This is a genomic window from Haloferax sp. Atlit-48N, assembly GCF_003383015.2.
GTDB lineage: Archaea > Halobacteriota > Halobacteria > Halobacteriales > Haloferacaceae > Haloferax > Haloferax volcanii.
Map to the genome: position 1 here is coordinate 262677 of NZ_CP137693.1, position 14288 is coordinate 276964.

The 14288-nt window shown below is 65.9% G+C and carries 13 protein-coding genes; 1 reads left to right on the forward strand and 12 read right to left on the reverse strand.

Annotated features, from left to right (window positions below; all coding sequences use genetic code 11):
• Positions 1-2 precede the first annotated feature (2 nt).
• The 11 genes from DEQ67_RS19055 to DEQ67_RS19105 form a co-directional block, all read right to left on the reverse strand.
• On the reverse strand, positions 3-674 hold the full coding sequence (locus DEQ67_RS19055; protein ID WP_006600006.1) for a helix-turn-helix domain-containing protein: 672 nt from the start codon (positions 672-674) through the stop codon (positions 3-5).
• Positions 675-748: 74 nt separating this feature from the next.
• Positions 749-1279, reverse strand: coding sequence for an Lrp/AsnC family transcriptional regulator (locus tag DEQ67_RS19060; RefSeq protein ID WP_115803569.1), 531 nt, complete (start codon positions 1277-1279; stop codon positions 749-751).
• A 208-nt stretch (positions 1280-1487) separates the two neighbouring features.
• Positions 1488-2603, reverse strand: a complete 1116-nt coding sequence (locus DEQ67_RS19065) for a DUF917 domain-containing protein (RefSeq protein WP_115803568.1) — start codon at positions 2601-2603, stop codon at positions 1488-1490.
• Positions 2600-3688 carry a DUF917 domain-containing protein gene (locus DEQ67_RS19070; protein WP_115861490.1) on the reverse strand — a complete coding sequence of 363 codons (1089 nt, stop codon included), beginning with the start codon at positions 3686-3688 and terminating at the stop codon, positions 2600-2602. The genes DEQ67_RS19065 and DEQ67_RS19070 overlap by 4 nt, the downstream gene beginning before the upstream one ends.
• Entirely contained in the window at positions 3688-5232 is a 1545-nt protein-coding gene (locus tag DEQ67_RS19075; RefSeq protein WP_006600004.1) for a hydantoinase/oxoprolinase N-terminal domain-containing protein, read from the reverse strand. The genes DEQ67_RS19070 and DEQ67_RS19075 overlap by 1 nt, the downstream gene beginning before the upstream one ends.
• On the reverse strand, positions 5225-6316 hold the full coding sequence (locus DEQ67_RS19080; protein ID WP_115803566.1) for a DUF917 domain-containing protein: 1092 nt from the start codon (positions 6314-6316) through the stop codon (positions 5225-5227). The genes DEQ67_RS19075 and DEQ67_RS19080 overlap by 8 nt, the downstream gene beginning before the upstream one ends.
• Positions 6313-7383: an ABC transporter ATP-binding protein gene (locus DEQ67_RS19085; RefSeq protein WP_006600002.1), complete on the reverse strand. Its 1071-nt coding sequence runs from the start codon at positions 7381-7383 to the stop codon at positions 6313-6315. Before DEQ67_RS19085 ends, DEQ67_RS19080 begins: the two co-directional genes overlap by 4 nt.
• Positions 7376-8488 carry an ABC transporter ATP-binding protein gene (locus tag DEQ67_RS19090; protein WP_115891569.1) on the reverse strand — a complete coding sequence of 371 codons (1113 nt, stop codon included), beginning with the start codon at positions 8486-8488 and terminating at the stop codon, positions 7376-7378. The genes DEQ67_RS19085 and DEQ67_RS19090 overlap by 8 nt, the downstream gene beginning before the upstream one ends.
• Positions 8485-9384 carry an ABC transporter permease gene (locus DEQ67_RS19095; protein ID WP_004061713.1) on the reverse strand — a complete coding sequence of 300 codons (900 nt, stop codon included), beginning with the start codon at positions 9382-9384 and terminating at the stop codon, positions 8485-8487. Before DEQ67_RS19095 ends, DEQ67_RS19090 begins: the two co-directional genes overlap by 4 nt.
• Positions 9381-10412 carry an ABC transporter permease gene (locus DEQ67_RS19100; protein ID WP_004968525.1) on the reverse strand — a complete coding sequence of 344 codons (1032 nt, stop codon included), beginning with the start codon at positions 10410-10412 and terminating at the stop codon, positions 9381-9383. Before DEQ67_RS19100 ends, DEQ67_RS19095 begins: the two co-directional genes overlap by 4 nt.
• Entirely contained in the window at positions 10409-12130 is a 1722-nt protein-coding gene (locus DEQ67_RS19105) for an ABC transporter substrate-binding protein (RefSeq protein WP_008609275.1), read from the reverse strand. The genes DEQ67_RS19100 and DEQ67_RS19105 overlap by 4 nt, the downstream gene beginning before the upstream one ends.
• Before the next feature lie 744 nt (positions 12131-12874).
• Here DEQ67_RS19105 and DEQ67_RS19110 point away from each other — a divergent pair.
• Positions 12875-13744 (forward strand): SMP-30/gluconolactonase/LRE family protein, encoded by an 870-nt coding sequence (locus tag DEQ67_RS19110; RefSeq protein ID WP_115891568.1) that lies wholly within the window; start codon positions 12875-12877, stop codon positions 13742-13744.
• Positions 13745-13828: 84 nt separating this feature from the next.
• Here the strand turns inward: DEQ67_RS19110 and DEQ67_RS19115 are convergent, their stop codons facing one another.
• Positions 13829-14245: a GlcG/HbpS family heme-binding protein gene (locus tag DEQ67_RS19115; RefSeq protein ID WP_004041071.1), complete on the reverse strand. Its 417-nt coding sequence runs from the start codon at positions 14243-14245 to the stop codon at positions 13829-13831.
• Between the last annotated feature and the right edge of the window lie 43 nt (positions 14246-14288).

Sequence of the window (14288 nt, forward strand, 5' to 3'; positions counted from 1 at the left end):
GTTCACTGCGTGGGCGGTTGCATCCGCGCCTGCATGCCCAGCGAGGAGGTAATCAGTTCCCGTTCGCCGCGTCGGAGGAGACTCGACAGCGACGGTTGCGAGATGCCGAGTTCGGCGGCCAGCTCCTCGGCCGTAATCTGTCGCGGACTCTCGTAGTAGCCGCGCGAGACGGCGAGCGTCAGCGCCTCCCGCTGGCGGTCGGTGAGGCTGTCCGTCGGTTCGTCGGACGCGGACCCCTCCGACGCGATGGACACGAGGTCCAGCGAGATGCCGTGGGTCTCACAGCTCTCTCGGAACTCGTTGAACCCCTCGTACTCCTTGAACACTTTCGTCTCGTGCCAGCCGTCGGCGGTGACGACCGTCGGTTCGAGCTGTGCGCCCCCGAAGTCCGGCTCGAACGCCTTCGAGACCGACTCCGCCAGTTCGACGGTGAGCTTGTAGACGTCCTTGTCGGCGGTCTCTCCGATTGCGTCGGCCGCGACGACCTCGTCGCGCGTCAGGAGGTCAGCCTTAGTGACGCCGTCTTCCCGCTCGAACTGCACGGTGAATATCTGCACGTCCGGTTGCAGACAGAGTGCGTGAACGCACTCGACCTCGTCCGGCCGTAGCGCGGTCGGAATGCTGACCAGCGGAAGCGAAGTCGACCGAAGAACGAACTCCGTGGTGATAGCCATTGTGTGGTATCACGCCGTCCGGCGAGTTAACGTTCTGGGGTCTCCGCTGCGTGGGGGTGACCCGACCCTTCGATTCAGGGGCGGTCCAGCTCTTTGTCCCACGCCTTCCACGTCTTCAGAAGCGGGATGATGGTGTAGTCGTCGACGATTTCCTCGCCGTCGAAGAGGTCCCAGACGTACTCTTTCAAGGTGTTCAGGTCGGTGTGCCACGCGCTAAATACGAGGTCGTACTCGCCGAGACAGGAACTCGCGTTGTAGACGAGTCCCTCGTCGATGAGCATCGTGATGAACTCGGTCCGCACCTCGGAGGAGACGTGCTGGTCGAACGAGACGAGCACCTGCGCGTCGGCGAGGTCAGCCTCCTGGAGGACGATGACCGCGAGGATTTCGAGCACGTCGCTCTCTTGAAGCTTCTCGCGGCGGCGACGGACCGCGGTCCGGGAGAGTCCGACGCGCTCGGCGAGTTCGGTGTCTGAGATGCGGCCGTTCTCGTTGAGCGCGCGGAATATCTCGTAGTCGTGCTCGTCGAGGTAGTTTTCGAGGACCGCCTCCGGCGTGTTCGGGTCGGGCGGCGCGTCGGCGGACGTGAGGTCGGGGTTTTCCATGGTCGGATGTATTGGTGGGGTTCGATTTGAAACTGCGGGTGACGTAAACGAACCAAAACGACACAATAGTTGTGTCGAATTGGCTAGTCCACGGCTTACGGTGGGTGGTGGGTGGCGAGCGATTCGGTCGTGGGACGCCGCGCGAAACGCGGCGTCGAGGGCAGTTCAGCGGCGAGGCCACCGGCGCGACCGAGGCGTCACCACCGGGTCACCACCCCGCCTCGTCCCGCGGTAGCGGGTCGTACGGAACCTCGTACCCGAACGCTTCGGGGCCGATGACGTCGAGCGCTTCGGGCGTCGTGAGCAGTTCGGGCGCGGGCACGCCGAGGACGCGGACGCGCTGGCCGTACCGCAGGGCGTCGGTCGTGACCGGCGCGCCGGTGTCGGTGTCGACGAGGCAGATGAGGTCGGGCACGGTCGTCCGGAGGTCGCCGTCGTCGTCCCGCGCGACGAGGAACTCGTTTTGGAACTCGATTTCGAGGGTCGCGTCCTCGTCCAACCCGGCGAGCGTGACGCTCCCGAGGGCGAAGCCGTCGCGGTTGCGGCGGTGCACGTCCACGATTTTCCCGGCGAACAGCTCCTCGCCGCCGAGCAGTTCGCGGCCGGCGTCGACCGGGTCGGTGCCGGCGTCGCGGGCGCGTTCGACCGCCCGCCCGAGTTCGGTGGCGAGCGAGACGGTGTGGGGAACCGCGTACTCCGAGACGAACGCGCCGGTCATGAGCGGGAAGGCGTAGCCCGAGCGGCCGCCCATCTGGACGGTGATGGCCCGCGCGAGGTCTTCGAGGCGCTTGGCCGAGTCGATGTCCCGGTAGACGACCTGATTGCCGCGCTCGTCGGTCGTCGCCGCGTAGTTCACGGGCGTGCCGTAGATGAAGAACGTGTCCATCTGGAGTTCGGGGAACGCCCGGCCCATGCCGTCGGCGTCGACCACGGGGAGGTCGGTCATCGCCGCCACGCACAGCGGGGCCATGCTGTTCGCGCCGCCGATTTCGCCGGGGATGAGCGCGTCGACCGTCTCGCCGGAGAGGTCTTCGATGGCCCGAAGCGACTGCACCTCCTCGTCGCCGCCGGCGAACTTCTCGACGCTGATGGTGGGCGCGCCCATCCCGCCGACGCTCGCCACGGTGGCGTCGGCCGGCAGGTCCCGCGGGTCGACCAGTTCGACCGCGTCGGGGTAGGCGTCGTCTTCGAGGAGCGTCTGGAGGCGCAGGCGGCCGAGACGGGGGTTGCCGCCGCCGCCGGTGCCGAGGATGCCCGCGCCGATGCCGAGCGCTTCGAGGTCGTCGAGCGTTATCGCCGTCAGGTGTGGGATGTCGAAACTCATGGGTGGTCCGCGAGTGGTTCGTAGGTCGCGTCGAGGCCGAACGCCCCCGGCCCCCACACGTCGAGGGCGGCGGGCGTCCGCATTATCTCGGGCGTCCGGATGCCGAGGACGCGGACCCGCGCCCCGTACCGGAGGCTCTCGGTCGGAATCGGCCCGCCCGTCTCGCGGTCGAGGACGGTGATGAGGTCGGGGACGGTCGCCACGTAGCTCCCGTCGACGGTCGCGCCGAGGTTCTCGTTTTGGAACTCGATGCGCATCTCCGACCCCGCGTCTTCGTCGAGGCCGTCGATGTCGACGTGGCCGAAGACGAAGCCGCGTTCGGTGCGGCGCTGGACGTCGACGATTTTCCCCTCGAACAGCGACCGCGCCTCGCCGTATATCGACTCGCGGGTCACCTCGCGGACGGCGTCCATCGCGTCGTCCTCGGCGAGTCGGAGCGCGCGGCCGAGGTCGCGGGCGAGCGACATCGTGCCGGGGATGGCCGTCTCTTTGACCTGTGCGCCGGTCATCGGGTAGTCGGAGACGTAGCCGACGCCGCCCATCCTGACCGTGACGCCGCGGGCCAGCCACTCCAACTGGTCGTTGTCGTCCGTCTCGATGAGACAGGTGTTTCCCCGCTCGTCGCTGACGGCCGCGGGCGTCCCGCTGATGCCGTAGATGTTGAACGTCTCGTGTTGGAGTTCGGGGAACGCCCGACCCATGCCGTCGGCGTCGACCACGGGGAGCCCGCGGCGGGCCGCGACGGCGAAGGGGAACGTCGAGTTGATGCCGCCGCACTCGATTGGCATCGTCGCGTCGGCGGTCTTCCCGACTTCGCGCTCGACGCGCTCCATCGAGGTGACGGCCTCCCGCCCGCTCGGGAGCTTTTCGACCGAGACGGTGGGCGCGCCCATCTGGGCGGTCGGGACGACGAAGTCCTCGGCGTCCAACTCGTCCGGGGGGATGAGTTCGACGGGGCCGAACTCCTCGATGGCCTGCTTCGCGACGAGTTTGCCGACGTGGGGGTCGCCCCCGCCGCCGGTGCCGAGGACGGTCGCGCCGAGCGCGATGTCCTCTATCTCCTCGACGCCGATTTCGACCGTCATCAGTGGTCGAGCGCCCCGGCGGCCTTCACCTTGATTCGCACCGCGTTGCCGGGCAGGTACGAAAGCGGGACCTCCTCGATGTCGACGATGTCCACGCTGTCGGGGTCCGCGCCGGCCGCGAGCGCGTTGTCCGTGGCCTCGTCTTTCGCGTGTTGGATGGCTCCCTCGCGGTCCATCTCGTCGAGGCTGTATATGCGGTCGACCTCGCCGGAGACCTGCGCGATGGCGACGCCGACGGCGTTCGCGACCTCGTAGTGGTCGGGCTTGTGGACCTCGCTCGCGCCCGCGATGTCGTCGGGGACGAGGATGCTCCCGCCGCCGACGATGACCACGGGGACGGGGTCGGCGCTCGTCTTCATGCGGTCGACCTCGCGCTCGACGCGCTCTCTGACGTACTCGCGGGCGGCCTCGACGATTTCATCGTCGACGGCCGGCGTCTCGGAGCCGATGTCGATGGTGCCCGCGGCGACTTCGAGGTCGGTCGCGGTCAGCGTCTCGCCGCCGAAACACCTCGCCTCCTCGGTCAGCTTGTAGCCGACGCTCTGGGGGCCGACGGTGACGCCGCCGTCGGTCGAGACGATGGAGCCGCCGCCGATGCCGATGGCGATGATGTCGGGCATCCGGAAGTTGGTCTTCACCTCGCCGATTTCGACGGCGACGCTGCTCTCGCGGGGGAAGCCCTCGGTGACCGCGCCCACGTCGGTCGTCGTACCGCCGACGTCGACGATGATGCCGTTTTCGACCTGTGAGAGGTACGCCGCGCCGCGAACCGAGTTCGAGGGGCCGCTGGCGACGGTGAAGATGGGGTAGCGGATGGCGTAGTCGACGCTCATCAGCGTCCCGTCGTTCTGGCCGAAGTAGAGGTTCGCGTCGATGCCGCGTTCGTCCATCGCCTCGACGAAGGCGTTCGCGGCCTCCGAGGCGACGCTCGTGAGCGCGGCGTTGAGCGCCGTCGCGTTCTCGCGTTCGAGCAGGCCCACGCTGCCGATTTCGTTCGAGACCGAGATGGGCACGTCGTCACCGACCTCCTCGCGGATGAGTTCCGCGACCCGCGTCTCGTGGTCGTCGCGGACGGGCGAGAAGACGCTCGTCACGGCGAAGGCGTCCACGTCGGAGAACTCGCGAATCTGCGCTCTGACCTGCTCCTCGTCGAGGTCGTTGAGGAGTCGGCCGTCGAACTCGTGGCCGCCGTCGAGGATGGCGACGTTGTTGCCGATGGCCGCGGCGAGGTCGTCGGGCCATTCGAGGAGCGGGCGGATGCTCTGGGTCGCGGGCGCGCCGATGCGGATGACGCCGACCTCGTTGAGGCCGCGCCGCTCCGTGATGGCGTTCGTCGCGTGGGTCGTGCCGAGCATCACGTAGTCGAGTTCGTTTTCGGAGACGCCGCTGTCGTCGAGGACCACGTCGAGGGCGTTGAGGATGCCCGAGGTGATGTCTTCTGTCGTGGGGGTCTTCGTCTTCGCGAGGAGGTTGTCGTCGCCGTCCATGACGACGGCGTCCGTGTTGGTGCCGCCGACGTCGATTCCGATTCGGTAGTCAGTCATGTCTGGGTTGCTGGAGAGTTTCGATTGGTTCGTAGTCGATGCTGTAATCGAAGTACGCCGGGCCGACGAGGTCGAGTCCCTCCTCGGTCCGCCACTTCGGTGAACACGGCATCCCGATGACCCGCACCCGGTGGCCGTAGGCGAGTCGCTCGGTGGTGACGGGGTCGCCCGTCTCGGCGTCCACGACCGTAATCAGGTCGGGGGTGCTCGCCACGACGCCGCGCTCTGAGTCGCGGGCGACGAGGTTCTCGTTTTGGAAGTCGAGGGCGAACGTCCGGCCCTCGCAGTCGTCGATGCCGTCGAGGGTCGCCTCACCGACGGCGAAGCCGCCTTGGGTCCGGCGCTCCACGTCGGTTATCTTCCCCGCGAACAGCTCGTAGCCGTCGGTGAGGTCGAGGACCGACTCGACGGGGTCACGCGAGCGGTGCTTGGCGGTGCGAATCGCCTCGCCGATGTCGTGGGCGAGCGACATCGAGTCGAGAATCGCGTGCTCGCGGACTTCCGCGCCGGAGAGCGCGTAGGTGCCTATCATGCACGCGCCGCCCATCTCGATGCTCGTCACGCGGGCGAACGCCTCGGCGTACTCGTTGCTGACGGTGTTCACGAGAAGCGAGTTGCCCTTCTCGTCGGCGATGCTCATCGGGGTCGCGCTGACGCCGCCCATCGTGAGCGTCACCATCTGCACCTCGGGGAACGCCCGGCCCATGCCGTCGGCGTCCACGAGGGGAAGCCCGAGCGCGGCGGCGACGGCGATGGGGACGGTGCTGTTCAGCCCGCCCGCCTCGATACTCATCGTCGCGTAGGCCTCCTGTCCGAGGTGCGTTTCGAGCGCCTCGAAGGCGGCCAACGCCTCGGTTCCCTTCGGCATCTTCTCGACCATCACGGTCGGCGCGCCGAGCATCGCGCTCGGGATGACGAGCGCGTCGTCGGGCACGTCTCGCGGGTCGATGAGGTCGACGGGACCGTGCTCTTCGATTGCCTGCTGTGCCATCAGCTTCCCGATGTAGGGGTCGCCCCCGCCGCCCGTCCCGAGGACGGTCGCGCCGGTGGCGAAGTCGTCGATGTTGTCTGTGGTTATCTTCATGGCTCTTGGTTCGATGCGACCCCCTCGTCGGCGACCGCCGCGACGGCCACCTCGGGCGCGTCGTCGAACGCGTCGGCGTACGCCTCGTCGTAGATGTGACACCGGACGCTGGGGCCGGCGTCGACCGCGACGAACGCCGGTTCGTCGGCCGAACACGCGTCGGTCGCGTAGGGACACCGCGTGTGGAACCGACAGCCCGTGGGCACGTCCCGCGGACTCGGAATTTCGCCCCGGAGCGGTTCGTGCCGCGGCTTGTACGCCTCTTCCTCGTCGGTCGTGACGGGAATCGCGGACAGAAGCGCCCGGGAGTAGGGGTGTCGCGGCCGCTGGAAGACCTCCTGCGTGGGGCCGCGCTCCTGAATCTCGCCGAGGTACATCACGGCCGTCTCGTCGGCGAAGTTGCGGACCAGAGAGAGGTCGTGGGTGATGAACAGGTAGGTGAGGCCGAACTCCGCCTGTAAGTCCTCGAGGAGCGCGATAATCTTCGCCTGCACGCTCACGTCGAGGGCGCTCGTCGGCTCGTCGAGCAAGAGCAGTTCCGGCTCGACCGCGAGCGCGCGGGCGATGTTCACCCGCTGTTTCTGCCCGCCGGAGAGTTCGTGGGGGTACTTGTTCCAGTACTCGTCGTTCAGTTCGACGCGTTCGAGCAGGTCGACCACGCGCTCTCTGAGGTCGGACGTCGGCACGCCGCGGGCCTTCAACGGGACCGCGAGCGACTTGCCGATGGTTCGTCGGGGATTCAGACTCGACGTGGGGTCCTGGAACACCATCTGGACGCGCGACCGGAGGCGAGCCAGTTGCTCGTCGGTCGCGTTCGTGATGTCCTCGCCGTCGAATCTGACGGTCCCGCCGGTCGCGCCGGTCAGGCCGATAATCGTCCGCGCGACGGTGCTTTTTCCGGAGCCGGACTCGCCGATGAGCGCGAGGGTCTCCCCGCGCTCGATGTCGAACGAGACGCCGTCGACCGCTTTCACGTAATCGGACGTGCGCTTGATGATGCCGCTTTTGACGGGGAAGTACTTCTCGAGGTCGTCGACGTCGAGCAGGGGTTCGGACACGTCAGTCACCCCCCGTCTGCTTGCCCGGCCTGCGGGTCATGTGACTCCGCGTCTCCTCGACGGTCGGCCGCTCGGACGCCGGGACGGCCTCGTCGTAGAGGACGCACTCGACGCCGGTCTGGGGGCCGCGCTCGTACATCTCCGGGCGGGCCTCCTCGCACTCGGCGGTGGCGTAGGGACACCGCGGCGCGAACCGACAGCCCGGCGGCGGGTCGAGATACTCGGGAATCGAGCCGTCGATGCCGGTCGCCATCTCGTCGCCCGTCAGGCGCGGAATCGACGCGATGAGCCCCTGGGTGTAGGGGTGTTTCGGGTTCTCGAACAGCTCGTCTGTCGGCGCGGTCTCGACGATGCGGCCGCCGTACATGACGTACACGCGGTCGCTCACCTGCCGGGCGACGCCGAGGTTGTGGGTAATCATCAGGACGCTCAGGTCGTGGTTCTCGATGAGGTCCGCGAGCAGGTCGAGAATCTGGTCGTGAATCGTCACGTCCAGCGCGGTGCCGATTTCGTCGGCGATGAGCAGGTCCGGCTCGTTCAGCAGGGCCTGCGCGATGAGCGCGCGCTGGCGCATCCCGCCGGACAGCTGCGACGGGTACGAGTCCATGATGTTCTCGGGGTCCGGCATCTGAACCTCGCGGAGCATCTCCACGACGCGCTTGCGCGCCTCGTCGCGCTCGCCGCTGAAGCGGCGGCGGAAGAACTCCACGACGCCCGTGTCGCTGTCGCCGCCGAACTGTGCGGTGTCGGTGAGCTGTTCCCCGATGGTGAACGTCGGGTTCAGACTCGACATCGGGTCCTGGAAGACGAGGCTCATCCGTTGGCCCTTGACGCGCTCGAACTCGCGGTCCGAAAGCGACAGCAGTTCCGTCCCGTCGAACGTGATGTCGCCGCTGACGCGGGCCGGCGGCTGATTCAGGAGGCGGAGGATGGACTTCATCGTCACCGACTTACCACAGCCGGTCTCGCCGGCGATGGTGACGACCTCGCCTTTGCCGATAGAGAGATTGACGCCGTCGATGACCTCCGCGAGGCCGTCGAACGACTCGAAGCCGACTTCGAGGTTCTCGACGGTCAAAAGCGGGTTCTCGGCGACCGGCTCGTCGAGTCTCATCGGTTCACCTCCACGTCGAACAGGTCACGGAGGCCGTCACCGAGCATGTTGAACCCCATCACGAGGACGAAGATGGCGAGGCCGGAGAAGACGCTCACCCACCACGAGTCGGGCAGGTACGACGTTCCTTGGCTGACCATCGTACCGAGCCCGGGTTGGGGCGGCTGGACGCCGACGCCGATGAACGACAGCCCCGCGCCGATGAGGATGACGAAGCCCGCGTCGAGGGTCACCTTGACCAGAATCGGCGACAGCGTGTTCGGGAGAATCTCTCGAAAGAGGATGTGCGGCGTGCTCGCGCCGGCGAGCTTCGCGGCCTGCACGTACTCCTCGCTGCGCTCGCTGGCGACGATGCTCTGGACGAGGCGGGCGTGCCACGTCCACCACAGCGCCGCGATGGCTATCATCGCGTTCGTCAGCGTCGGTTCCAAGGCCGACGTGATTGCCAACGCCATCACGAGCGGCGGTAAGGCGAGCGCCGTGTCGGTCGCCCGCATGATAATCGTCTCGGTCCAGCCGCCGTAGTAGCCGGCGACGAGGCCGAGCAGCACGCCCACGGGGACGCCGAAGCCGAGGACGACGGCCACGAGCATGAGCGACAGCCGGTAGCCGAAGAGGATGCGCGAGAGCACGTCGCGGCCGACGTGGTCGGTCCCCAGCGGGTGGTCGACGCTCGGCGGCTGAAGCGTGTTCGAGAAGTCGGTGAACTTCCCGGCGTGTTCGGGGTACGGCGCGACGACGGGCGCGAAGACGGCGAGCAGGACGATGGCGATGATGATGCCGAGACCGACGACGCTCATCGGCCTGCTGGTAAAGCGCTTCCACGACCGTTGCCAGAGTTCGCGGCGCTCGGCCGAGACGACCCGGTCGAGGACGCTCGCTGACTCGGCGCTCATGTCGCCTCCTCCATCGCCAGTCTGATGCGCGGGTCGACGCGACCCAACAGCACGTCGACGAGGAAGTTGATGCTCACGAACGCGACGCCGATGGTCATCGTGACGCCGACGACGGCGTTGAAGTCGTTGTTCAGCACCGCGGTGACGCCGTAGGACGCGAGGCCGGGCCACGAGTAGACGAGTTCGATGAGGAACGCGTTGCCCAGAAGCGAGGCGTACAGCAGCCCCAGAATCGTGAGCGTCGGGATGAACGCGTTCTTGAGCGTGTACTTGTACGTGACGAGCCACGAGGGGAGGCCGAAGCCGCGTTCGGCCTCGACGTAGTCTTGGTCTTTCACGTCAATCATGCTCGACCGGGTGATGCGCATCACCTGACCGATGCCGGCGAGCGAGAGCGCGAGCGCCGGGAGGATGATGTGCGCCCACGCGTCGACGTGGGCCGCGAGGTTCCCCGACAGCAGGGTGTCCACGAGCAGGAAGCCCGTGAACCGCGAGACGCCCGAGCCGAACTCCGAGCCGAGCCGCCCCGTGATGGGGAGCCATTCGAGCAGGTAGCCGAATATCAGCTGGAACATGATTGCGATGAAGAAGCCGGGCACGCTCACGCTGAAGAACGCGACGAGCCGCGTCGCGTTGTCGGCGAGCCCGTCTTTGTTCTGCGCGGCGATGACGCCCAGCGGGATGCCGATGACGACGGTGAGGAACATCGACACCGTGATGAGTTCGAGCGTCGCCGGCAGGTAGTAGACGATGTCGGTGCTGACCGCGCGCTTCGTTTCGAGGCTCGTGCCGAGGTCTCCGACGAGCAGGCCCCGCATGTAGTCGAGGTACTGCAACGGAATCGGCTTGTTCAGGCCCATCTCGGCGGCGAGTGCCTGCACCTGCTCTTCGGACGCGAGCGCGCCGAGGGCCATTCGCGCGGGGTTCCCGGGGAGCACTCGTGACGTGGTGAAGATGATTATCGACAGGCCGATGAGACTCACGAGGATGCCCGCGAGCCGGCGCACGAGATACTGCCAGTACTTCATTCTTGGTAGAAGTCGGGGAACCAGTAGTCGAAGCTCATCGACGGCCGGAAGGTGTAGCCCGCCACGTCGGCGGCGAAGGCGTGTTTCTTCGACTGGACGAAGATGAACAGGTCGGGGTACTGGTTCGCGATGCGTTCTTGCACCTCGGCGTACAGTTCGGCGCGGGCGTCGGCGTCGACCGTCGAGCGCGCCTCGTCGATGAGGGAATCGACGTTCTCGTCTTCGAGGTGTTCCATGCTCATCCACGTCGAGGCGGCCTCGGAGTGGTACTGGTTGTAAAACACCGTGTCGGGCGAGGGGTACACCGGCCCGTAGAACACCTGATTGATGTGCGGCGTGTCCTCGACGCTCGTGGCGAGTTCGGTCATCGTCCCCCACGTCTGGGGGTTCAACTCGACGTCGATGCCGATTTCGTCCATGTTCTGCTGGAACAGCAGCCCCATCTTCTCTTCGAGGCCGTAGTCCTTCACGTAGGTGTTCTGGACGGTGATGTCGCCCTCCTCGTAGCCGGCGTCGGCGAGAATCTGCCGCGCCCGCTCGGGGTCGTAGGTCGGCTGGACGATGTCGTCGTTGTGGACGCCGAACGACGACGGGAGCGGGCCCTGCGCGGGGAGCGACCCCGGCGCGATTTCGTTGCGTGCCGTCTCGTAGTCGAAGCCGTAGGCCATCGCCTCGCGGACCGCGGGGTCGTCGGTCGGGGCCTTCTGGGTGTTGATTTTGAAGTAGAACGTCGTCACCGTCGGCACCGACTCGACGCGGATGTCGTCTTCGGCAGCGAGCGCCTCGTAGGTCTCCTCGCTTTGGTACTGGCTCGACATGTCGAGTTCGCCCGTCTTCATCAGCGAGCGGACGGTCGGGTCGTTGGTGATGATTTGGACGGTGACGTTGTCGTACGCGCCGTCTTTGAACGACCCCCAGTAGTCGGCGTAGCGGCTGAACGAAATCTGCGCCTGCCGCTCGAAGCCCGCGAGTTCGTACGGACCGGAGCCGGCGTCGTTGTCGTTGAGGAACGACTGGCCGTAGTCGCCGCGGTCACCGAAGTCGCCGTCTGCGGCGTTGTCGAGGACCAGTTGTTTGTCCACGACGAACAGGAGCACGAGCGTCGCGAGGAACGGCGAGTGGACGCGGTCGAGCGTGAACGACACGGTCCGCTCGTCTTCCACGGTCACGTTCTCCTTCGAGAGCACGTTCCCGAGCAGCGACGAGTAGCCTTGGTTGATATCGAGGAAGCGTTCGGCCGAGAACTGCACGTCCTCCGCCGTAACGGGGTTGCCGCTGTGGAACGTCGCGCCCTCGCGGAGCGTGAACGTGTAGGTCTGGTTGTCGTCCGAGACGGTCCAGTCCTCCGCGAGGTGCCCCTGCAAATTCCCCTCCGTATCGGGGAACACGAGCGGGTCGTAGAGGTTGACCAACGCGAGCACCTGCGTGTAGTCGGTCCCCTTCGCGGGGTCGACGGTCCCGAAGCGCTGGGTCGCGCTCATGCGGAGCGTCGAACTGCCCGAGTCGCCGCCGGACGACGACTCCGTCTCTGTCTCCTCGTCGTCGCCGCCCGAGGCCGTGGTCTGTTCTTGGCCGTCGTAGCTCTCGCCGCCGCCGGAACAGCCCGCGAGACCGGCGATTCCGGCCGTCCCGAGCGCCTTGAGGAAGTTCCGCCGACTCGCCGCGTCTCCGAACCGAGCGCGGACCGACTCCGACGCCGAACCCACCTGCGACCGCATCTGTGTGATGTCTTTTCTCGACATACGTTACTCATTCTCACAGAGGTGCAATGGAACATAAAGATACCGTATAGTAACCTAAAACAATATTCCTGGTTCAAAACGGAATACTTGGTGAACAATATGGAACAATGTGGCTGTCTGTCGTCTGCCACACGTCTAGTCGTGTCTCCGTAATCGACGGACTGCACGACCGTCCGAAGCACGTCACCGGCTGTCGTGGACGATTGGAAGTATTAGTTTTCCGCCCGCTGGCGCTCGCTCGCCGCTCGCGCCCGCGCTCTCCCCGCTACTGCGACGAGAGTCCGTTCCCGACTATACAGTTCTCGGTCGTTCGAGACGGATTATTATAAGAATACAATGATATTTTGAAACCTGACAAATTTATCCCGGTCTCATAAGATTTCTAACATAAATTCATAAAACGGATTCTAAAACGCCTATTTATGGCTATAATATCGGTTTTATACCCTTACCACGGGATACTTATTAATCATTGTGACTCGACAACTGATTGCCTATATATCTGAAATCCTATATTTTAAGAAGACTATGTGTTTATTTACTTTTTATGTCCTCACACAAGACGCTGTTCCGAACCGTCTCTCCGGCTTGGTTGCACCCGACTCGTTCGCCCCGTTCCATCTCGCAGAAGTGATTCTGAAATCGGAAATCTAGTTGACAATTTGGCACGTGGAGTGACTCGGACGACGCTTAAGTCCCCGCGGGGAGAACGACCACTCGATGGCATGGGAGTTCGAGCGGGTCGCGGGTCCGTTTCGGGCCACCGAGGGCCCGATTTGGACCGGCGACGCGGTTCGATTCACGGAGATAAAGGAGCATCAGGTCCTCGAATACGACCCGGAGACGGGAGAGACGTGCGTCTACATCGACTCGACCGCCGGCGCGGTCGGCCTCCACGAGGGACGCGACGGCGAACTGTACGCCTGCGAGGCCGAGGGCCACCGCATCGCCGCGTTGACACCGGGTGAATCCGCGTCGGTCGTCGTCGACGAGTTCGAGGGGACGCCGCTCAACGGGCCGAACGACCTCGAAATCGACCGCGACGGGGATATCTGGTTCACCGACCCCGACGACAAAGACCGGGGGCTGCTCGGTCACACCTCCGTCTTCCGCGCCGAGCGGGTGGATGCGGACGCGAGCGACGGCTGGCGACTTGTCCGCCTCACAGACGAGATGGACCGACCGAACGGCATCCTCCTCTCGCCGGACGAGTCGCGACTGTACGTCGCAGAATGCACCTACGGCCCGGACCAAGAGACCGACCTGCGGGCCTATCCGATTCGCGACGACGGGTCGCTCGGCCCCCGCGAGATACTGCACGACTTCGGTGACCATCGCGGTATCGACGGCATGACGCTCACGGAGTCGGGCGACATCGTCGCCTGCGCCGGCTGGGAGAAAGGCGGCCCGGGACCGTCGATATACGTGTTCTCCCCGGAGGGCGAGGTGCTCGAACGTCACCCGTTCCCCGAGAACCGCCCGACGAACTGCACGCTCGGCGGGCCGGACGGCTCGACGCTCTACGTCGCGGACATGACGGGCAGCCTCTACGCGGCCGAGACCGACCGCTCGGCGTACGTTCGCTTCTGACCGAAACGGGACCGCGAGGACAGAGACGCTGGAGTGGCTGTCGTCGGAATCGACCCCGACCGCGGCGACTCCGACGCGGGCGTCTCAGCGGAGCGGTTCGAACGCGTCGAGCCCCGCTTGGGACGCTTCCATGTCTTCGGACACCGCGCCGCCGCTCGCGCCGACCGCGCCGACGACGACGCCGTCGTGTTCGACCGGGAACCCGCCGCCGAAGACGACGACGCGACCGTTATCGGTGGTGTGGAGGCCGTACACGTCGCCGCCGGGTTCGGCTCCTTCCTTCAGTTCGTGGGTGGGCTTCTTCACCGCGGCCGCGGTGTAGGCCTTGTTCTGTGCGATGTTGCTCGCGACGAGCTTCGCGCCGTCCATCCGGCGAAAGCCGAGGAGGTTCCCCTCGCTGTTCGTCACCGCGAGGTTCAGCGGAACGCCGAGTTCCTCGGCTTTCTCCTCCATCGCGTCGAGAATCGTCTTGGCTTCGGCTAGCGTCAGCTCTTGTACCATCGACTCGACCGTCGGCGGCTCGGAGCAAAAATCCACCGCTCAC

Bases quoted from the DNA above. Each gene is read 5' to 3' on its own strand.
- DEQ67_RS19115 (WP_004041071.1), bottom strand. From the start codon at position 14,245: ATGGTACAAGAGCTGACGCTAGCCGAAGCCAAGACGATTCTCGACGCG.
- DEQ67_RS19075 (WP_006600004.1), bottom strand. From the start codon at position 5,232: ATGACTGACTACCGAATCGGAATCGACGTCGGCGGCACCAACACGGAC.
- DEQ67_RS19055 (WP_006600006.1), bottom strand. From the start codon at position 674: ATGGCTATCACCACGGAGTTCGTTCTTCGGTCGACTTCGCTTCCGCTG.
- DEQ67_RS19090 (WP_115891569.1), bottom strand. From the start codon at position 8,488: ATGAGACTCGACGAGCCGGTCGCCGAGAACCCGCTTTTGACCGTCGAG.
- DEQ67_RS19095 (WP_004061713.1), bottom strand. From the start codon at position 9,384: ATGAGCGCCGAGTCAGCGAGCGTCCTCGACCGGGTCGTCTCGGCCGAG.
- DEQ67_RS19080 (WP_115803566.1), bottom strand. From the start codon at position 6,316: ATGAAGATAACCACAGACAACATCGACGACTTCGCCACCGGCGCGACC.
- DEQ67_RS19100 (WP_004968525.1), bottom strand. From the start codon at position 10,412: ATGAAGTACTGGCAGTATCTCGTGCGCCGGCTCGCGGGCATCCTCGTG.
- DEQ67_RS19070 (WP_115861490.1), bottom strand. From the start codon at position 3,688: ATGACGGTCGAAATCGGCGTCGAGGAGATAGAGGACATCGCGCTCGGC.
- DEQ67_RS19105 (WP_008609275.1), bottom strand. From the start codon at position 12,130: ATGCGGTCGCAGGTGGGTTCGGCGTCGGAGTCGGTCCGCGCTCGGTTC.
- DEQ67_RS19065 (WP_115803568.1), bottom strand. From the start codon at position 2,603: ATGAGTTTCGACATCCCACACCTGACGGCGATAACGCTCGACGACCTC.
- DEQ67_RS19060 (WP_115803569.1), bottom strand. From the start codon at position 1,279: ATGGAAAACCCCGACCTCACGTCCGCCGACGCGCCGCCCGACCCGAAC.
- DEQ67_RS19110 (WP_115891568.1), top strand. From the start codon at position 12,875: ATGGCATGGGAGTTCGAGCGGGTCGCGGGTCCGTTTCGGGCCACCGAG.